Raw genomic sequence first — 15,984 nt, 5'->3', positions numbered from 1 at the left:
TCATGCCCGGCCTCTGCGGATGTCGATGAAGCGGTTGAGGAGGATGGCCGCGATGATGATCAGGCCCGTCACGGTCATCTGGTAGAACGAGCCGAGGCCGAGGAGGTTGAAGATGTTGCGCAGCACCTGCAGCAGCATGACGGCGAAGAAGGTGCCGAGGACGCCGCCCCGCCCGCCGAACAGCGAGGTGCCGCCGAGCACCACCGCGGCGATGGCGTCGAGCTCCAGTCCCTGCGCGGCCGTCGGCTGGCCGATGCGCAGGCGCGACGTCAGCAGGATGCCCGCAAGCGCGCTCATGATGCCGGAAACCGTGAAGACCAGCACGAGGATGCGCGTCGTCGGCAGGCCGGAAAGCCGCGCCGCCTCGGCATTGCCGCCGGTCGCGTAGACGGATTCGCCGAAGACCGTCAGCCTGAGCAGCGCGCCGGCGGCAACGCACAGCACGACGAAGATCAGCCCCATCGAGCTGACCTGCAGGCCGGGCAGGACCGGAACCATCGTCGACGAGATCGCCCCGAAGGACGGCGGGAGGCCGGAGACGGGAACGCCGTCCGTCAGGAGATAGGTGATGCCGCGGAAGGAGACGAGGCCCGCCAGCGAGACGATGAAGCTCGGCACCTCGGCAAGCGCGGTGATGAGGCCGATGACGGCGCCGGCAAGCGCGCCCGTCAGGATGGTGAGGGCGAGGGCGGGCAGGATCGGCATGCCGCCGGCAAGCAGCACGGCGACCAGCATTCCGCACAGCGCCACGACCGAACCGACCGAAAGGTCGATATTGCCGGTGAGGATGACGAAGGTCATGCCGACCGCGACCACGCCGACCACGGCGGCCTGCTGGAAGAGGTTGGCGATGTTGGTCGGCGTCAGGAAGTTCGGCGACAGCACCGCCGCGATCGCCACGACGACGAGGAAGATCGCGATGAAATTGTACTCGATCAGGAGATCGGCGATGCGGCGCCCGGAATTGCGCGCCGGCGGAACGCCCGTCGCAGTATCAGTCATGATGGTGGTCTCCGAGAATCTGATGCTTCAGGATGGTGTCCTGGTCGGTCGTGGCGGGGTCGAAGCGGGCGATGTTGCGCCCCTCGTGGAAGACCCAGATCGTGTCGCAGGCCGCGTAGAGCTCGTCCAGTTCGGATGAGGCGACGATCACCGCCGCACCGTCCGCCGCCAGTTCGTCGACCAGCCGGTAGAGGTCGGCCTTGGCGCCGATGTCGAGGCCGCGCGACGGCTCGTCGAGCAGGAGGAGCCTGGCGCCCTTGATGATCCACTTCGCCAGCACGACCTTCTGCTGGTTGCCGCCCGAGAGCTGGACGACCTTCTGTTCGGGCGAGCCGTATTTCGTGGAAAGCTGCCGCAGGACCGGGACGGTCCGCGCCTTCAGGAGGCCGTGCCGGGCAAGGAACTGGCCCTGCATGGCCGGCAGCGTGGCGTTGCGGTAGATCGGCGCGTCGAGGATGAGGCCTTCCGTCTTGCGGCTTTCGGGCACAAGCCCGAGGCCGGCGGCGATGGCGTCGCGCGGCGACCTTGCCTTGTAGGGCCGGCCGTGGAGCGTCATCTGCGCCTCGTGCGGGTCGGCCCCGAAAAGCGCCTTCAGGAAGGAGGTGCGGCCGGAGCCGTTGAGGCCGGTGAGCCCGCAGATCTCGCCGCGCCGCAGTTCGAAATCGCTGATGTCGAGGCCCTGCGCGCCCGTCAGCCTGTTGACCTTCAGCACGACCTCGCCCGTGACGGGCGCGCGCTCGCGGCGCTCCACGAAGGCGCGGTCGCGGCCGAGGATGGCCTCCACCAGCGCGCTGTCCGGCGTGCCCTCGACGTCGAAGGTCTCGATGGTCCGCCCGCCGCGCAGGACCGTCACGCGGTCGCCGATCTCGCGCAGCTCCCCCAGCCTGTGGCTGACATAGAGGATCGCGACACCCTGCGCGGTCAGTTCCCGGATGACGCGGAACACGGCCTTCAGCTCGGTCTCGTTGAGCGCCGCCGACGGCTCGTCCATGATGATGACCCTGGCCTCGCGCGTCAGCGAGCGGGCGATGGCCGTCAGCTGCTGGTTGGCGATGGACAGGTTCCCCACCCGCTGTTCGGGGCCGAAGGTCGCCCCGACCCGGGCCAGCGCCTCGCGTGCACGGGCCTGCCGCCCGCGCTTGTCGAGAAAGCCGAACCGCGAGGGGGGATGGCCGAGGAAGAGGTTTTCCGCGACCGTCAGCTGCGGCACGAGGTCCAGCTCCTGGTAGATCATCGAGATGCCGGCGGCGGCCGCTTCCGCGGGCGCGCGGAAATGCACCGGCTGCCCGTCCACCCGGATATTGCCGGCCGACGGCGACAGCGCCCCGGCGATGAGCTTGAGGAAGGTCGACTTGCCGGCGCCGTTCGCGCCGAGAAGGCAATGGACCTCGCCCCTGCGCACGGCGATATTGGCCTCGTCGAGCGCGACGATGCCGGGCGGGAAGCGCTTCGAGAGGCCCTCGATCGTCAGAACGTCCTGCGTCATACGCCTTCCTCCAGGATGCGGCGGGCGGTCACCTCGTCGGTCACGAGGTCCGTGACGTAGCCGGCGCGCAGGCACGCTGCGGCGATGCGGTGCTTGTCCTCGCCCGCGGCGACGCCGATCACCCGCTCCTTGGCCGCAAGCGATTCCAGCCTGAGGCCGATCGTGCGGTCGTCGAGCTGGCTGTCGGCGACCCGGCCGTCGCGGTCGACGAACCGCCCCATGATGTCGCCGACCGCCCTGAGGTCGCGCAGCCGCGCGATGTCGTCGTCGCCGAGATAGCCCGATCCGAGCAGGACCGACTGGGATGTCAGTCCGCCGAGGCCGAAGCAGAGCACGGGCGCTTCCTCGGCAAGGGCGAAGACCCGGCCGAGGACCGGATCCTGCTCGAGGGCCTGGCGGGTGGATTTCGAGCCGATGATCGCCGGCACGGGAAGCAGCGTCGCCCGCCCGCCGGTCGACTGGGCGAATTCCTCCGCGACGGCGGAATTGCGGCTGTTGGTCGCCGTCAGCGCCGTCGAGCCGTTGATGAGCACGACATGAAGCCCCGGGCACCAGTCCTTCGGCAGGGCACGGGCGACCGCCGACATCGTGCGCCCCCAGCTCACGCCCATGAGGGCGGGCTTCGGGCTGAGGCTCGCCAGATGCGTGGCGGCCGCCTGGGCGACGCTGTCGGTGACGAGCCCCGGATCCTCGATGTCGCCGGTCGGAACGACGATCGCCTCCTTGACGCCGAAGCTGCGCTGCAGTTCCAGCTCCATCGTCGTGCGGCGGCCGGCGCGGGGCGTGATCTCGATGCGCACGATCCCCGCTTCCTTCGCTTCGGTCAGCAGCTTGCCGACCTGCCAGCGCGTCAGCCCGAGCTCGCCGGCGATCTGCGACTGGGTCCGTTCGAGGTCGTAATAGAGCTTGGCGACCTGCACGATCAGGTGGTCGCGCTGGTCGCTCGACGGCAGGCGGGCCGAATAGGGGTTGCGCTCTGCCATCCTCATGCCTCCCTCTGGCGGTCTGCGAGCTGGTGCAGCACGGGCCGCAGCCGTTCCGTCGCGTCCTGGTAGAGCGGCAGCATCCTGTCGAACCATTCGGCGCGCGCCGGATCGGGCAGCAACGCCTTCGACGGCGCAACGCAGGCCGCGGCGGCGGATGCAAGGTCCGCGAAGGCGCCGATGGCGGCGGCGGCCGCCGCGGCGGTTCCCACGAGCGAGAGATTGTCCTCGCGCGCGACCTCGACCGGCTGGCCGATGGCGTCGACCGTCGCCTGGAGCCAGGCCGCGTTCTTGACGATGCCGCCCGCCATCATGACCCGCCCGACGGAAACGCCGCGCGCCTTCAGCACGGAAAGCACGTTGGCCGAGCCGAGCGCGATCGAATCGATCGCCGCGGCATAGACGTCGGCGCGGGTGTGGCCGAGCGTCAGCCCCATCAGCGCGCCGCGCAGCGCGGCATCCCGGTAGGGCGTGCGGTTGCCCATCATGTAGTCCAGCGCCAGCAGCCCCTCCGAGCGCGAGGGAGCGGCGGCCACGTCGGCAATCAGCGCGGCATGGCCCGCCGCATCCAGCCCGAACATCTCGCCGGACAGCCAGTTCAGCATCGACCCCGCCGCCACCTGGCCGCACTCGACCAGCCAGCGGCCGTCGTTGAGCGCATTGGGGTAGGGGCCCCAGAAGCCCGAGACGTCGGCCTCCTGCGCAAGCTGGATGAGCTGCACGATGGAGGTGCCGCCGATGAAGAGCATGCCGCCCGGCTCGATCGTATCCGCGCCGAGAATGCCGATATGGGCGTCTATGCCGCCCTGGGCGACGACCGGCCGGTTTTCCAGCCCCAGCTCCGCGGCCATCCCGGCGCGCATCGGCGCGATGACGCCGCCGACGGGAACGATGCGCTGCGGCAGGCGCTCGATCAGGTCCGCGACGCCGAACGCCTCGTAGATGTCGGGCACGAACCGTCCCTCGGCGCTGTCGTAGTTCCATTTGCAGGCGGCGTTCATCCGCGAGCCGACCCAGTCGCCCGTCAGGTCGAAATTGATGTAGTCGAGCGCCTCGCAGACGATCTCGGCCCCGTTCCAGATCTCCGGCCGGTTGCGCTTGAGCCACATGGCTTTCGGCACCAGCCATTCCACCGCGTCCGATCCGCCGCAATAGCGCATGACGGGGTGGCTGAGTTGGGCCGTGGCGCGCGCTTCGGCCTCCGCGCGGCAATCCATCCACAGGATGGCCGGCGCCAGCGGCGTGCCGTCGCGCCGGCAGATGGCCACCGTGGAGGCGGTCGTGGCGGTGCAGACGGCGTCGACCGTCCTTCGGCCAGCCGCTTCGAGGGCGGCGCGGCCGGCCTGGCGCAAGGCGGTGCGCCACTCGGCGGGAGACTGCTCGGCCCACCCGACCCGCGGATAATGCGTCGCATAGGACGCCTCGGCCTGGGCCAGCATCTGCCGCCGGTCCGTGTCGTAGACCCCGGCGCGAACGCCGCCCGTGCCGAAGTCGAAGCTCAGGATGTGAGCCATGACAGACGTTCCTCCCTAACTCTCCTTCGCCCGGCGGCCCTCCAGAGCCGGGCGCCCCGTCAGGGGCGGAACATGATCTTCGAAAAGAAGAATTCGCGGTCGGTGCGAAGGCGTTCGAAGATCGCGGGCAGTTCCTCCAGATCCAGATCGTGCGTGATCATGAACTCCCACTTCAGCGATCCGGACGCAAGCTTGTCGAGCGTCACGGTCCATTGCGGGCCGGGATAGGGCGCGCCGAAGGAATTCCAGGAGCCGTGCAGCGACACCTCCTGCCGCAGGAAATGCTGGAAGGCCGCATTGGAGAGGGGAACCTCGCCGACGGGGATGCCGATGAAGACGACATGGCCGCCCGGCGCGGCGAGCCGCACGGCCGCGTTGATCGACGTCGGATGCCCGGCCGCCTCGACGATGACGTCGGAAAGGAGTTCCTTCGGCAGTTCGGCCCCGGCCAGGAATGCATGCGTCGCGCCCGCCTGCCGGGCCAGCGCCAGCTTCTCTTCCGACACGTCGATGGCGACGACCTCGCGCGCGCCCATCAGCAGCATCCACTGGATGGCGAAGAGGCCGATCGGGCCGCAGCCGATGACCGCGCCGCGATCGCCCATCCGCACGCCGCCGGCCTTCCAGATCGCATGGAGGGCGATGGAGGCGGGATCGACCATGGCGGCGGCGCGCGGATCGCAACCCGCCGGCGCCTTCAGGAGGTTTTCCACCGGCGCGCAGACCCATTCGGCATAGGCGCCGTCCCGGCGCGAGCCGAAATAGTCGTAGTTGCGGCAGCGCGAGAAATTGCCCGTCGCGCACTGGTCGCAGGTGCCGCAGGGCAGCATCGGCGGAACGGTGACGAGGTCGCCCTTCGAAAAGCCGGTGACCGACGCCCCCAGTTCCTCGATATGGCCGGAGAATTCGTGGCCGCAGATGATGGGCATCTTGTGCGCGCCCTTGACGAGCATGCGCGGCAGGTCCGAGCCGCAGACGCCGACGGCTGCCACGCGCAGCAGCACCTCGTTCGCCCCGGGCACGGGTTTGTCGACATTTTCGAGGCGTATGTCTCCGGGCGTATGGAGTACGGCGGCGCGCATGAAGTGGTTCCTTTGAAAACGAAATGGACTGCGCCGGCGGCAAGGATCCGCCTGCGTTCGGAAAAGCGGGAGGAGCCGTTGGCTCCCCCCACCGCCCTGGGAGTTACTTGTCGAGAACCTGCGGCCGGTATTCGGCGAAGAGTTCGCTGTGCGGGTATTCGCCCACCTTGTCCGGCGTCACCAGCGCCGTGCCGCCGTCCACGAAGGCGGGCACTTCCTTGCCGGCGGCCACTTCCCGCGCGACCTGGATCGTCACGTCGCCGAGATATTGCGGATCGTTCAGCGCGGTCGCGATGTACTTGCCGTCGGCCATGGCGTCGAGCGCCTCGGAGAGGCCGTCGACACCGGCGATCAGCACGTCGTCGCGGCCGTTCTCCTTGAGGACCTGCAGGGCGCCGAGCGCCATGTCGTCGTTGTGCGCGTAGACGACCTTCACGTCGGCATTGGCCTGCAGCAGGTCCTGCATCGCCGTCACGGCATTGGCGCGGATATATTCCGCATAGGGACCTTCGACGATCGTGTGGCCGGAGCCTTCCAGCGCGGCATGGAAGCCGTCGCGCCGGTCCATCATGACCGCGCCGCCGGCATCGCCCTGGATCTCGATGACCTTGGCGCCGGTGACGCCATCGGCCTTCAGCTTGGCGACGACGGCCTCGCCCACCAGCCTGCCCATCGCCTTGTTGTCGCGGCCGACATGGGCGGCGACCTTGCCGCCGGTGACCGGGCGGTCGACGGTGATGACCGGGATGCCGGCGGCGGCGGCCGCTTCCAGCGACGGCGCGACGGCTTCCGGGTTGACGGGGTTGATGATGATCGCGCTGACGCCCTGGGTGATGAGATCCTGGATGTCGTTGTTCTGCTTGCTCACGTCGCCGTTGGCGTCGAGGAACACCAGCGTATCGCCGGCCGCCTTGGCGGCGGCCTCCGCCCCGTTCTTGAGCTGCACGTAGAAGGGCGACTGGAGCGTTACCTGGCTGAAGCCGATCTTGAGGCCTTCGGCATGGGCCGCGATGGGCATGATCGCCATGACGGCGAGAACGGAAACGGCACCCGAAAGACCGGCCAGAAATGTACGACGCGTGTTCATGGATTCCTCCCTGTAGAACCGAGAAAAGCCTTCCCTCCCGGAAGACAACATATGTGATATTATTTCACTTATGTTGCTGATATGGCATCATGCCCCTGGGAAGGTTGTCAATGCGGTTGCGCGGTCGCACCCGACATATCGCGCAACTATTTGAACTTACGCGATATTTATCGAATTCACCCGGCCGGCACCGGCTGGAAGCACGAAAATCGCGGCGCGAAAGTCTCGCCGCACAGTTCGCCCGCGTCAAAATGCCGGCAACATTTGCAGCTTTACAGGGTGGGTCGCGGACCATGCGGCCCGGCCTTCGGTATCGGTTCACGGCCGGCTGGCGATTTTCCTGGAACCATCCGCGAGAATGGACGGGAGATGATATTTTTCGGTGCCGTGTCGGTTTCGCGCCGGTTCGTTCGTCTTAACCGTATCGAGTGGCGATCGGCTGCCTCCGGAGAGGCCCGTCACCACCGAACACCGATGAAACCGAACGAGAGGAGAACACCATGCCCAGCACGATCCGCCTGCACCGCGTCTTCGCCGTCAGGCCCGAGAAGCTCTATCGCGCGTTCCTTGAGCCGGACGCGGTTGCGAGCTGGCTTCCGCCCTACGGCTTCCTGTGCACCGTCCATGAGCTGGATGCGAAGGTCGGCGGCCGTCACAGGATGTCGTTCCGGAATTTCACGACGGGCGAAAGCCACGCCTTCGGCGGCACCTATCTGGACCTCGTCCCGGGCGAGCGCCTCGTCTACACCGACAGTTTCGACGACCCCAACCTGCCGGGCGAGATGAAGGTCACCGTGAGCCTGAAGGCGGTGTCGGTCGGCACCGAGGTGAACATCGAGCAGCAGGGCGTGCCGGACATCATCCCCGCCGAGGCCTGCTATCTCGGCTGGCAGGACTCGCTGGACAAGCTCGCAAAGCTCGTCGTGCCCGAGATCAACCAGTAGCCACGCAAAAAGGAAAGGACGAGCACATGACAGCCGCCAAGAACACCATATGCCTCTGGTACAACGGAGATGCCGAGGCCGCGGCCCACTTCTACGCCGCGACGTTTCCCGACAGCGTCGTGAGCGCGGTCCATCGCGCGCCCGCCGACTTCCCGTCCGGCAAGGCCGGCGACGTGCTGACGGTCGACTTCACGGTCGCCGGCATTCCCTGCATCGGCCTCAATGGCGGATCGGCGTTCAGGCACAGCGAAGCCTTCTCGTTCCAGATCGCCACGGACGACCAGGAGGAGACGGACCGCTACTGGAACGCCATCGTCGGCAACGGCGGCCAGGAAAGCGTGTGCGGCTGGTGCAAGGACAGATGGGGCATCTCCTGGCAGATCACCCCGCGCACGCTGACCGACGCCATGGCCGCCGGCGGCGCCGAGGCAAAGCGCGCCTTCCAGGCGATGATGGAGATGAAGAAGATCGACGTCGCCGCCATCGATGCCGCCAGACGCGGCTGACGTCATCCCGCCCCGGACCGCCGCCGTGCGCCGTCAGGATGTATGGCGGGCGCGATGTCGTCGAGTATCGGGCCTTCCGGGGCGAGGGCCATATCGCCCATGGCGACCGGGCTTCGCTTCGGAGGGGCGCCGGCACGGACGTGCAGCCGTTCTGCGGTCCTCGCTGGAGCACGGCCGGGACGCCGGCCATCGTCCGTGAGGCCTGCAAGGCGGATGCGGCGGTGAGCCTTGTTGCCCGCCGTCATGGCATCGCTCGAGGTCGCTTGGCGGTCTCATTCGAATGGAGCCCGTTTGGGCAGGTTGCGTGCGACCCCGGCAGGCACTGAGAGGCCGCACCGAGGCGTTCCGGCCAATGTGGACCGGACAGCCGCGATGGCGCAATTCGTGTGTTGTCCGGCGCATATCATGCCGTTCCGCCGGTGAAAAAGCGCCAGTATCGCGCTCAACGCACCTCCAGGCCAGACGGGACGCCCCATGATGAATATTGCGCAGATGCAGGAACAGCGACTTGAGGCAATCCGGTTGACGGGAGCGGGAGCCCCGGGGCTGCCGTCCAATCCCTTCTTCGGCGTCGGCCCCATCACGGACGCCACCACCGACGAGGTCGACAGCCGCCTGAGGCGCATCGCATTCGATACCTGGATCGAGAAGACCTACCGCAAGTTCGACGACAGGGGCAACGACATCGGCGGCTTCACCACCGCGGAGATTTCCCGCAGCATGCATCGCGGCTATCCGGCCGACAAGATCCTCGCCGACATGATGCGGGCGATCCATTCCTATTTCGGCTTTCCCGGGACGAACCGCATGGCGGTCGGGCTCGGCGGCGGCCATAGCGGGTATACCGTCTGCGTCCAGCATCTCCTGAATGCCAACGATGCATCCCAGCGCGTCTATGTCGACACGCCCGCGCCGGAAAGCGACCCTTCCAGGGCTGCCGGCTTCTTCCGCCAGTCCTGGGCGACGCAGCTCATCGAGATGCATCGCTTCGCCAGGGAAGGAAACGAGAACCGCATCCATTTCGCCGCGACGGAGGGTGTCATTCCGACGGCGGACGAGCTTTCCGCCCTCGGCATCGCGATCTTCGTCGGCGTCGGCCACGAGACGACCGGGGCCAATGCCTATACGAGCGGGGAGATCCGCGAACTGCTCCGCTGGCTCGACGGCGATCCGGCAAACCGCCATGCGGTCTTCGACGCCACGTCGATGCTCGGCGCGATGCCCTGGGAGCCGGAGCTGGTCGAGGCCGTCATGGCGAAGTGCTGCCTTTTCATGCCGTTCCAGAAGGCGATCGGCGGCATTTCCGGCTATTTCGTAGCCTCCTTCACCCCGCATGCCCTGGCCTTGATCGAGCGGAACCAGCAAAATCCGTCCTGGGCCATCCCGCGCCAGCTCAAGATCGCCCCGCCGGTCGATCCGCGTCAGCCGTTTTCGGCCAGGCGTTCGGTCGATGCCGGCCCGTTCTACGACGCGGCGGAAGACCGCATGCTCGGCGGCGTCATCAATACGTACAGCGCACTCGCCTTCGCCGAAACGACCTTCGGCCTCCTGCAGTCGGAGGCGCGGGTCGGCTCGATCGTGAACCTCAACCGCCGCTCGGCCGCCAACCGTGACGTCATCGACCAATGGGTGAAGACGCATCCGCTCTTCTCGCTGACCGTCACCGATGCCGAACGGCGCGGCGCGGCGGTGACGTTGTTGAAGGTCGAGGATGCCGGCATCACCGATCCCGGCATCCATGCCCGCATCATCGCCCGCTCGAAGCAACTGCTCGGTTATGAAGGCATCACCCATCCGAACGGCGAATACGAGCCCGGCCTCGATGCCGCGCGCTATGTCAACGCCTTCCCCGGCACGCCCGGCGACTACCGCGCCTGGGTCGGCGGCATCCGCGAGCCGGAAGACGTCGTCGCGCTGCTGGAGAACCTGCAATACGCCTATCTGCGCGCCAAGATCGTCGTGCTGGAGGAGGAGCTGGCGAAGAGCAGCGTCACCTTCGAGGCCGCCGCCAGGGCGGGCGAGGCCGTCCGCAAGGACGATCCGTCCCGCGCCTATACCGTGCTGATCGCCGACATGGTGGGCCTGCGCTTCGGCGCCGACGGCCGGCCGGACCACAGCGAGGTCAAGGCCTATATCGAGGAGAAGGGCGGCGTGTTCCATCTCGGCCCGCTCGGCGACCGTGAGGGCCTGGAGAAGGGCCGTATCCACTTCTTCTACCAGCCGGATCTCAGCACCGAGGCGGAGATCCTGCCGCAGACGGACCGGGGCCAGTACGATGCGCTGATCGCCGCGGCCACGTTCATTCCGAAGGCGTCCGTCTTTCCGCTCGGCGGCGTGCGCATCGGCGCGGGCACCGGCAACATGGGGTCCGCGTCCTGGGGCGGCGGCAATGGCGAGGGCGGCGTCGCGCCGCTGATGAACACGCCGGGCATCAACAGCCGCGCCACCGCGCAGATGGCCATGAAGGCCGTCCTCAAGGTCCTGCCGGACCTTCCGGTCGCCACGCTGCATCGCATGGTCGCCGAAGGCGATTTCGATACCGGCCGGCAGCTCAAGGACTTCCCGACCGCCAAGCTGGAGGGCCGGAAGATGGCCGTGCTCGGCTACGGCAATATCGGCCGTGAAGTCGCCAGGCTCGCCAAGGCGTTCGGCATGAAGGTCGCGATCTACGCGCGTGAGCATCACAAGCGCTGGATCGAGGCGGAAGGCTTCGAATATGCCGCAACGCCGGTTGCTGCGGCGACCGGCGCGGATGTGCTCTCCGTTCATATCGGCCTCGGCCGCCTGGATCCTGAGACCGGCGCCTATTCCAATGCCGAAACGGTGGACGCCTCCGTCCTCGGCGCGATGAACGAGGGCGCGGTGCTGGTCAATTACGACCGGGGCGAGGTGGTCGACGTGGCCGCGCTCGACGCGGCGCTCGCGTCGGGCCGCATCGCGCACGCGGCGATCGATGCCGATCTCTTCAAGGATGCCGCGACCGGCAGGCTCAGCGGCCCGATGCTGCCCTACCTGCCGCTCGAGGAGCGCCACAAGGGCAAGCTGGAGCTTCTGCCGCACGCCGCCGCCGACACCGACCACCCCTCGCGGGTGGCCGGCGCCAGGCAGGCCGTCGATCAGATCATGGACGTCATCCGCATCAAGTCCGTCACCAATCTTAAGGGCGACCTGCCGGAGGGCTACGTCTCCGCCGGCAGCCGCACGCCCGCCGGCATCGGCAAGGTGACGAAGCAGGTCGCGGCGACCGCCGCCGCAAAGGCGGATCTTCTGGACGAACTGCGGCAGGCCTCGGAAAACCTTGCCGCCATCGTCGGCGCGCTCTCCGCCGTTTCCGATCCCGGTCATCGCGAACGGATCGTCGATCGCTATACCGGCCTGCTGGCCGAGAGCGCCGACCGGCAGCGCGCGTTGCTGGATCAGCTCGGCCTCTATGGCCCCGCGTAAGCTCCCGGTCGAAAATCGCCGCGCCACGGTCCGATCGACTTGCGAAAGTCGACCGGGCCGTGTCGCCGGCAACCTGCGCCTTTTCATCCCGATGCGTTTCGAGACGCGCAAGCCCCATCCCGGCGACGTCTGCGCCGAGGCCGGCCCGCAGATGGAGGTCTCCGGCGAGCAAATCGCGATCGAAGCGAGGGGGCGTTGTGAACGCGCTCAACGACGCCGACAGCATCGTCATCGTGCCGGCTGGTCAACGCGACCAGGCACAATAACACTCTGGGTTGGCGCATTCCTGTGCAGCAAAGCAAAGGCGTCAACGAAACGGCCGCTTCAGCCAAGTGCGTCTCAATAGCGGTCGGTCAGCAAACGGCCCCGCTGGAAACCCCGGTCGTCAAGCTCCTGATCAGACCGCCACGGGCCTACGAGGGGAATCCTGTCAGTTTTCGTATCGGGAAGTTTTCGTCAGCCCTCGGGATGGCCGCAAATCCTCTTGGCAAGGATTTCCGCTGGTCGGAGTGGAGTGATTCGAACACTCGACCCCCACGTCCCGAACGTGGTGCGCTACCAGACTGCGCTACACTCCGTGACCAGCGGGGCATCGTATAGAACAGGCTTTTCGTTTCGACAAGCGCAAAATATCAAAAAATTACGCCATGTTGGCGAAAATGCCGGGATGCCGCGGATTTTTTTCAAGCGGGCGCGGGCCGGGGGGAACCGCGGGGCGGCTGCGGCGTTCGCCACGCCATGGAACAGATCCTTGCCGACTTCTATCCGAGAACCGAAGTGCCCTATCCGGTCATCCTGGCGCGCATGGTGGGCGCGATCCTGCTTGGCGCGGTGATCGGCGCGGAGCGGGAATATCGCGCCCATGCGGCGGGCCTTCGCACCCATATCCTCGTTGCGCTTTCGGCCTGCGTCTTCGCCATCCTCGCCCTGGAGAGCGTGCACATGGAGGGCCTTGCCGACGAGCAGGTGCGCATCGATCCGCTGCGCGTCATCGAGGCCGTCACGGCCGGCGTCGCCTTTCTCGCCGCCGGCATGATCGTCTTCTCGCGCGGCCAGGTGAAGGGGCTGACGACCGGGGCGGGCATGTGGCTTGCCGGTGCCGTCGGCCTTGCGGTCGGGCTCGGCTACTGGTTCGTCGGCTTCTTCGCCACCCTTGCCTGCTTCATCGTGCTCTTCATCGTCGGCAAGATCGAGGCGCCGGACGACGCCAGCAAGGCGAAGAAGAACGCAGATAGGTGAAGACCTTCCGTCTTCATGGCCGGATGCTGGTGGAACAATCCGGCCGATGGCGCGTTGCGCGATCAACGGAATGATCGAAAGGATACACGGATGGCTCGGGCGTTGATTCTCTGGTTGATGGGCGTGCCGCTCTTTATCGTCGTCTTGCTCTGGTACTTCTTCTTCTGAGCGGGAGACACAGGAAAAAGGGGCCTTGCGGCCCCCTTTTTTTGTCTGCATTTCCGCCGTCTACTCGTCGAGATCGGCAAGGATCTCCGCCGCCCGGCCGGCGCTGGTGTGGCGCACGTCGACATCGTGGCGGCGATTGGCGAAGAGCTCGCTCGCCATGATCTTCCCGGCGAGGTCGGCGGGCAGGGAGATGAGCACGCGCTGGTCGTCCTTGTGGATGCCGCCGAGCTCGGAGCGGCGGCCCGTGATCATGCCGCCGGCCACCGTGTTGTTGGTGTCGGGGTCGATCAGGATGAAGGCGCCGGTCGTGCGGTTCTGCTCGTAGGTGTCGAAGATCGCCTGCTCGTCGAAGGTGAGATGCACCTTGCCGATGGCGTTCATGCCGAGCCTGTCCGCCGCGCCCCACTTGGAGGTCTTGAGGTCGAGCTGGCTCACCGGCTCGACGGTGACGCGCTGGCGGCGCGAGCCGCTCTTCAGCCAGTAGCGTTTTCCCGGTTCGATGCCATCGGGCTGGAGGGCGACGAGCTGCGCATCGAAACCGCGGCCTGTCATCGGCTGGCTGTCGATGGCGACGATCATGTCGCCGCGCGCCACGTCGACCTGCCGGTCGAGCACGAGCGTGATGGCGTCACCCGCCACGGCCGCGTTGCGCACGAGGTCGAAGGTGACGATCTTGGTGACGTTCGCCACCATGCCCGAGGGCAGGACGACGACGCTGTCGCCCGGCTTCACCGAACCGCCGGCAACGGTGCCCTGATAGCCGCGAAAACTTTCGCCGGGGCGGGAGACGCGCTGCACGGGCAGGCGGAAGCCGACCGTCTGGTTGGAGCGGGTGGTGGCCTTTTCCAGCGTCTCGACCAGCGTCGGGCCGTCGTACCAGGGCATGGCGGCGCGGCCGTCATAGACGACGTTCTCGCCCTTCAGCGCGGAGATCGGGATGGCGGTGATCTGCTTGACGCCGAGCGTCAGCGCGAACTCCTTGAAGTCGTGCACGATCTCGATGAAGCGGGCACGGTCGTAGTTCGTCAGGTCGATCTTGTTGACCGCGAGCACGAACTGGCGGATGCCCATCAGCGAGGCGATGGTGGCGTGGCGGCGCGTCTGCTCCAGGATGCCGGCGCGGGCGTCGACCAGCAGCACGGCAAGGTCAGCCGTGGAGGCGCCGGTCGCCATGTTGCGGGTATATTGCTCGTGGCCGGGCGTATCGGCGACGATGAAGGAGCGGCGGTCCGTCGAGAAGTAACGGTAGGCGACGTCGATGGTGATGCCCTGCTCGCGCTCGGCCTGGAGCCCGTCGAGCAGCAGCGCGAAATCGGGCAGGCCGAGGTCGTTCTGCTTGCCGCTGTCGCGGTGGAGCGTCGCGGCCTGGTCTTCCTTGACGGCCTTGGTGTCCCAGAGCAGCCGGCCGATCAGCGTCGACTTGCCGTCGTCGACCGAGCCGCAGGTGATGAGGCGAAGCGGGCGGGAATCGCGGATCGCACGGGCCGGTTCTTCGAGCGGAAGAGCCTCGGCGGTTGCTGTGGCGGAAACGGTCATCTCAGAAATACCCTTCGCGTTTCTTCTTTTCCATGGAGCCGGACTGGTCGCGGTCGATCGCGCGGCCCTGGCGTTCGGAGACGGTGGCCGTCTCCAACTCGGCGATGATGTCGTCGAGCGTCTGGGCATTGGAGCGGATGGCGCCGGTCAGCGGGAAGCAGCCGAGCGTGCGGAAGCGGATGACGCCTTCCTGCTTCACCTCGCCGGGCAGAAGTTCGAGGCGCGAATCCTCGGCAAGGATCATCATGCCGTCGCGCTCCACATAGGGACGCTTCTTCGCGAAATAGAGCGGCACGATCGGGATGTCCTCGGCCTGGATGTAGCGCCAGATGTCGACCTCGGTCCAGTTGGAGAGCGGGAAGGCGCGCACGCTCTCGCCCTGGCGGATCATGCCGTTGTAGACGTTCCACAATTCCGGGCGCTGGTTGCGCGGGTCCCAGCGGTGGTCGGGCGTGCGGAAGGAATAGATGCGCTCCTTGGCGCGCGAGGCCTCCTCGTCGCGCCGTGCGCCGCCGAAGGCCGCATCGTACTTGCCGGCGTCGAGCGCCTGGCGCAGCGATTCCGTCTTCATGATGTCGGTATAGAGCGCCGAGCCGTGGGAGAAGGGCGTGACGTTCTCCGCCGCACCGCGCGGGTTGACGTGCTCGATCAGGTCGAGATCGTATTCCTTGACGATATTATCGCGGAACGCGATCATCTCGGCGAACTTCCAGCCCGTGTTGACATGCAGCAGCGGGAAGGGCACGCGGCCGGGATAGAAAGCCTTGCGCGCGAGATGCAGCAGGACGGAGGAGTCCTTGCCGATCGAATAGAGCATGACGGGACGCTCGAATTCGGCGGCGACCTCGCGGAAGATGTGGATGGCCTCGTTTTCCAGCGCCTTCAGATGCGGATCGAGCGGCGGTTTTTGCGTTGCGTTGTGCTTCGCTTCCGCTTCGTGACGGATATCGGACATTAAACTCTTCACTCCGGATGGGATGCCCTGAGAGGGCT

The 15,984-nt window shown here is 67.0% G+C and carries 12 protein-coding genes and 1 tRNA gene; 4 read left to right on the top strand and 9 right to left on the bottom strand.

The genetic code is table 11. From position 1 onward, the window contains the following. From L0976_RS21940 to L0976_RS21915, 6 genes are all read right to left on the bottom strand, one after another. The gene (locus tag L0976_RS21940) at positions 1-1,002 is read right to left on the bottom strand and encodes an ABC transporter permease (protein WP_234189277.1); all 1,002 of its coding nucleotides are present in this window, start codon (positions 1,000-1,002) and stop codon (positions 1-3) included. Beyond that, complete coding sequence (locus tag L0976_RS21935) at positions 995-2,488, bottom strand: sugar ABC transporter ATP-binding protein (RefSeq protein WP_234189276.1); 1,494 nt, start codon at positions 2,486-2,488, stop codon at positions 995-997. Before L0976_RS21935 ends, L0976_RS21940 begins: the two co-directional genes overlap by 8 nt. Continuing rightward, positions 2,485-3,471, bottom strand: a complete 987-nt coding sequence (locus L0976_RS21930; RefSeq protein WP_234189275.1) for a sugar-binding transcriptional regulator — start codon at positions 3,469-3,471, stop codon at positions 2,485-2,487. The genes L0976_RS21935 and L0976_RS21930 overlap by 4 nt, the downstream gene beginning before the upstream one ends. 2 nt (positions 3,472-3,473) lie before the next feature. Beyond that, complete coding sequence (locus L0976_RS21925; RefSeq protein ID WP_203318158.1) at positions 3,474-4,985, bottom strand: FGGY-family carbohydrate kinase; 1,512 nt, start codon at positions 4,983-4,985, stop codon at positions 3,474-3,476. Between the two features lie 59 nt (positions 4,986-5,044). Continuing rightward, positions 5,045-6,067 carry a galactitol-1-phosphate 5-dehydrogenase gene (locus L0976_RS21920; protein WP_234189274.1) on the bottom strand — a complete coding sequence of 341 codons (1,023 nt, stop codon included), beginning with the start codon at positions 6,065-6,067 and terminating at the stop codon, positions 5,045-5,047. Positions 6,068-6,170: 103 nt separating this feature from the next. Beyond that, positions 6,171-7,154: a substrate-binding domain-containing protein gene (locus L0976_RS21915; protein ID WP_203318160.1), complete on the bottom strand. Its 984-nt coding sequence runs from the start codon at positions 7,152-7,154 to the stop codon at positions 6,171-6,173. Positions 7,155-7,654: 500 nt separating this feature from the next. Between L0976_RS21915 and L0976_RS21910 the strand changes: the two genes are divergently transcribed. The 3 genes from L0976_RS21910 (at position 7,655) to L0976_RS21895 (ending at position 12,048) form a co-directional block, all read left to right on the top strand. Further along, positions 7,655-8,098, top strand: a complete 444-nt coding sequence (locus tag L0976_RS21910; protein WP_234189273.1) for an SRPBCC family protein — start codon at positions 7,655-7,657, stop codon at positions 8,096-8,098. A gap of 26 nt (positions 8,099-8,124) precedes the next feature. After that, the gene (locus tag L0976_RS21905) at positions 8,125-8,604 is read left to right on the top strand and encodes a VOC family protein (RefSeq protein WP_203318162.1); all 480 of its coding nucleotides are present in this window, start codon (positions 8,125-8,127) and stop codon (positions 8,602-8,604) included. A 474-nt stretch (positions 8,605-9,078) separates the two neighbouring features. After that, positions 9,079-12,048, top strand: a complete 2,970-nt coding sequence (locus L0976_RS21895; protein WP_234189272.1) for an NAD(P)-dependent oxidoreductase — start codon at positions 9,079-9,081, stop codon at positions 12,046-12,048. 501 nt (positions 12,049-12,549) lie between these two features. Here the strand turns inward: L0976_RS21895 and L0976_RS21890 are convergent. After that, positions 12,550-12,626 (bottom strand) — tRNA-Pro (locus L0976_RS21890). A gap of 160 nt (positions 12,627-12,786) precedes the next feature. Between L0976_RS21890 and L0976_RS21885 the strand changes: the two genes are divergently transcribed. Beyond that, a complete protein-coding gene (locus L0976_RS21885) occupies positions 12,787-13,287 on the top strand; it encodes an MgtC/SapB family protein (protein WP_234189271.1) in 501 nt (166 codons plus the stop codon). Between the two features lie 228 nt (positions 13,288-13,515). On the opposite strand, the gene cysN is transcribed toward L0976_RS21885, so the two are convergent. Both cysN and cysD read right to left on the bottom strand, forming a co-directional pair. Further along, positions 13,516-14,991: a sulfate adenylyltransferase subunit CysN gene (gene cysN / locus L0976_RS21880; protein WP_234189270.1), complete on the bottom strand. Its 1,476-nt coding sequence runs from the start codon at positions 14,989-14,991 to the stop codon at positions 13,516-13,518. A 1-nt stretch (position 14,992) separates the two neighbouring features. Further along, positions 14,993-15,946: a sulfate adenylyltransferase subunit CysD gene (cysD, locus tag L0976_RS21875; RefSeq protein ID WP_234189269.1), complete on the bottom strand. Its 954-nt coding sequence runs from the start codon at positions 15,944-15,946 to the stop codon at positions 14,993-14,995. Positions 15,947-15,984: the final 38 nt, after the last annotated feature.

It is taken from the genome of Shinella sp. NM-101 (assembly GCF_021401195.1).
In the GTDB taxonomy this organism is placed as follows: Bacteria; Pseudomonadota; Alphaproteobacteria; order Rhizobiales; family Rhizobiaceae; genus Shinella.
Note: the sequence above shows the minus strand (reverse complement) of the source record. Positions and strands in the feature narration are given on the sequence as shown.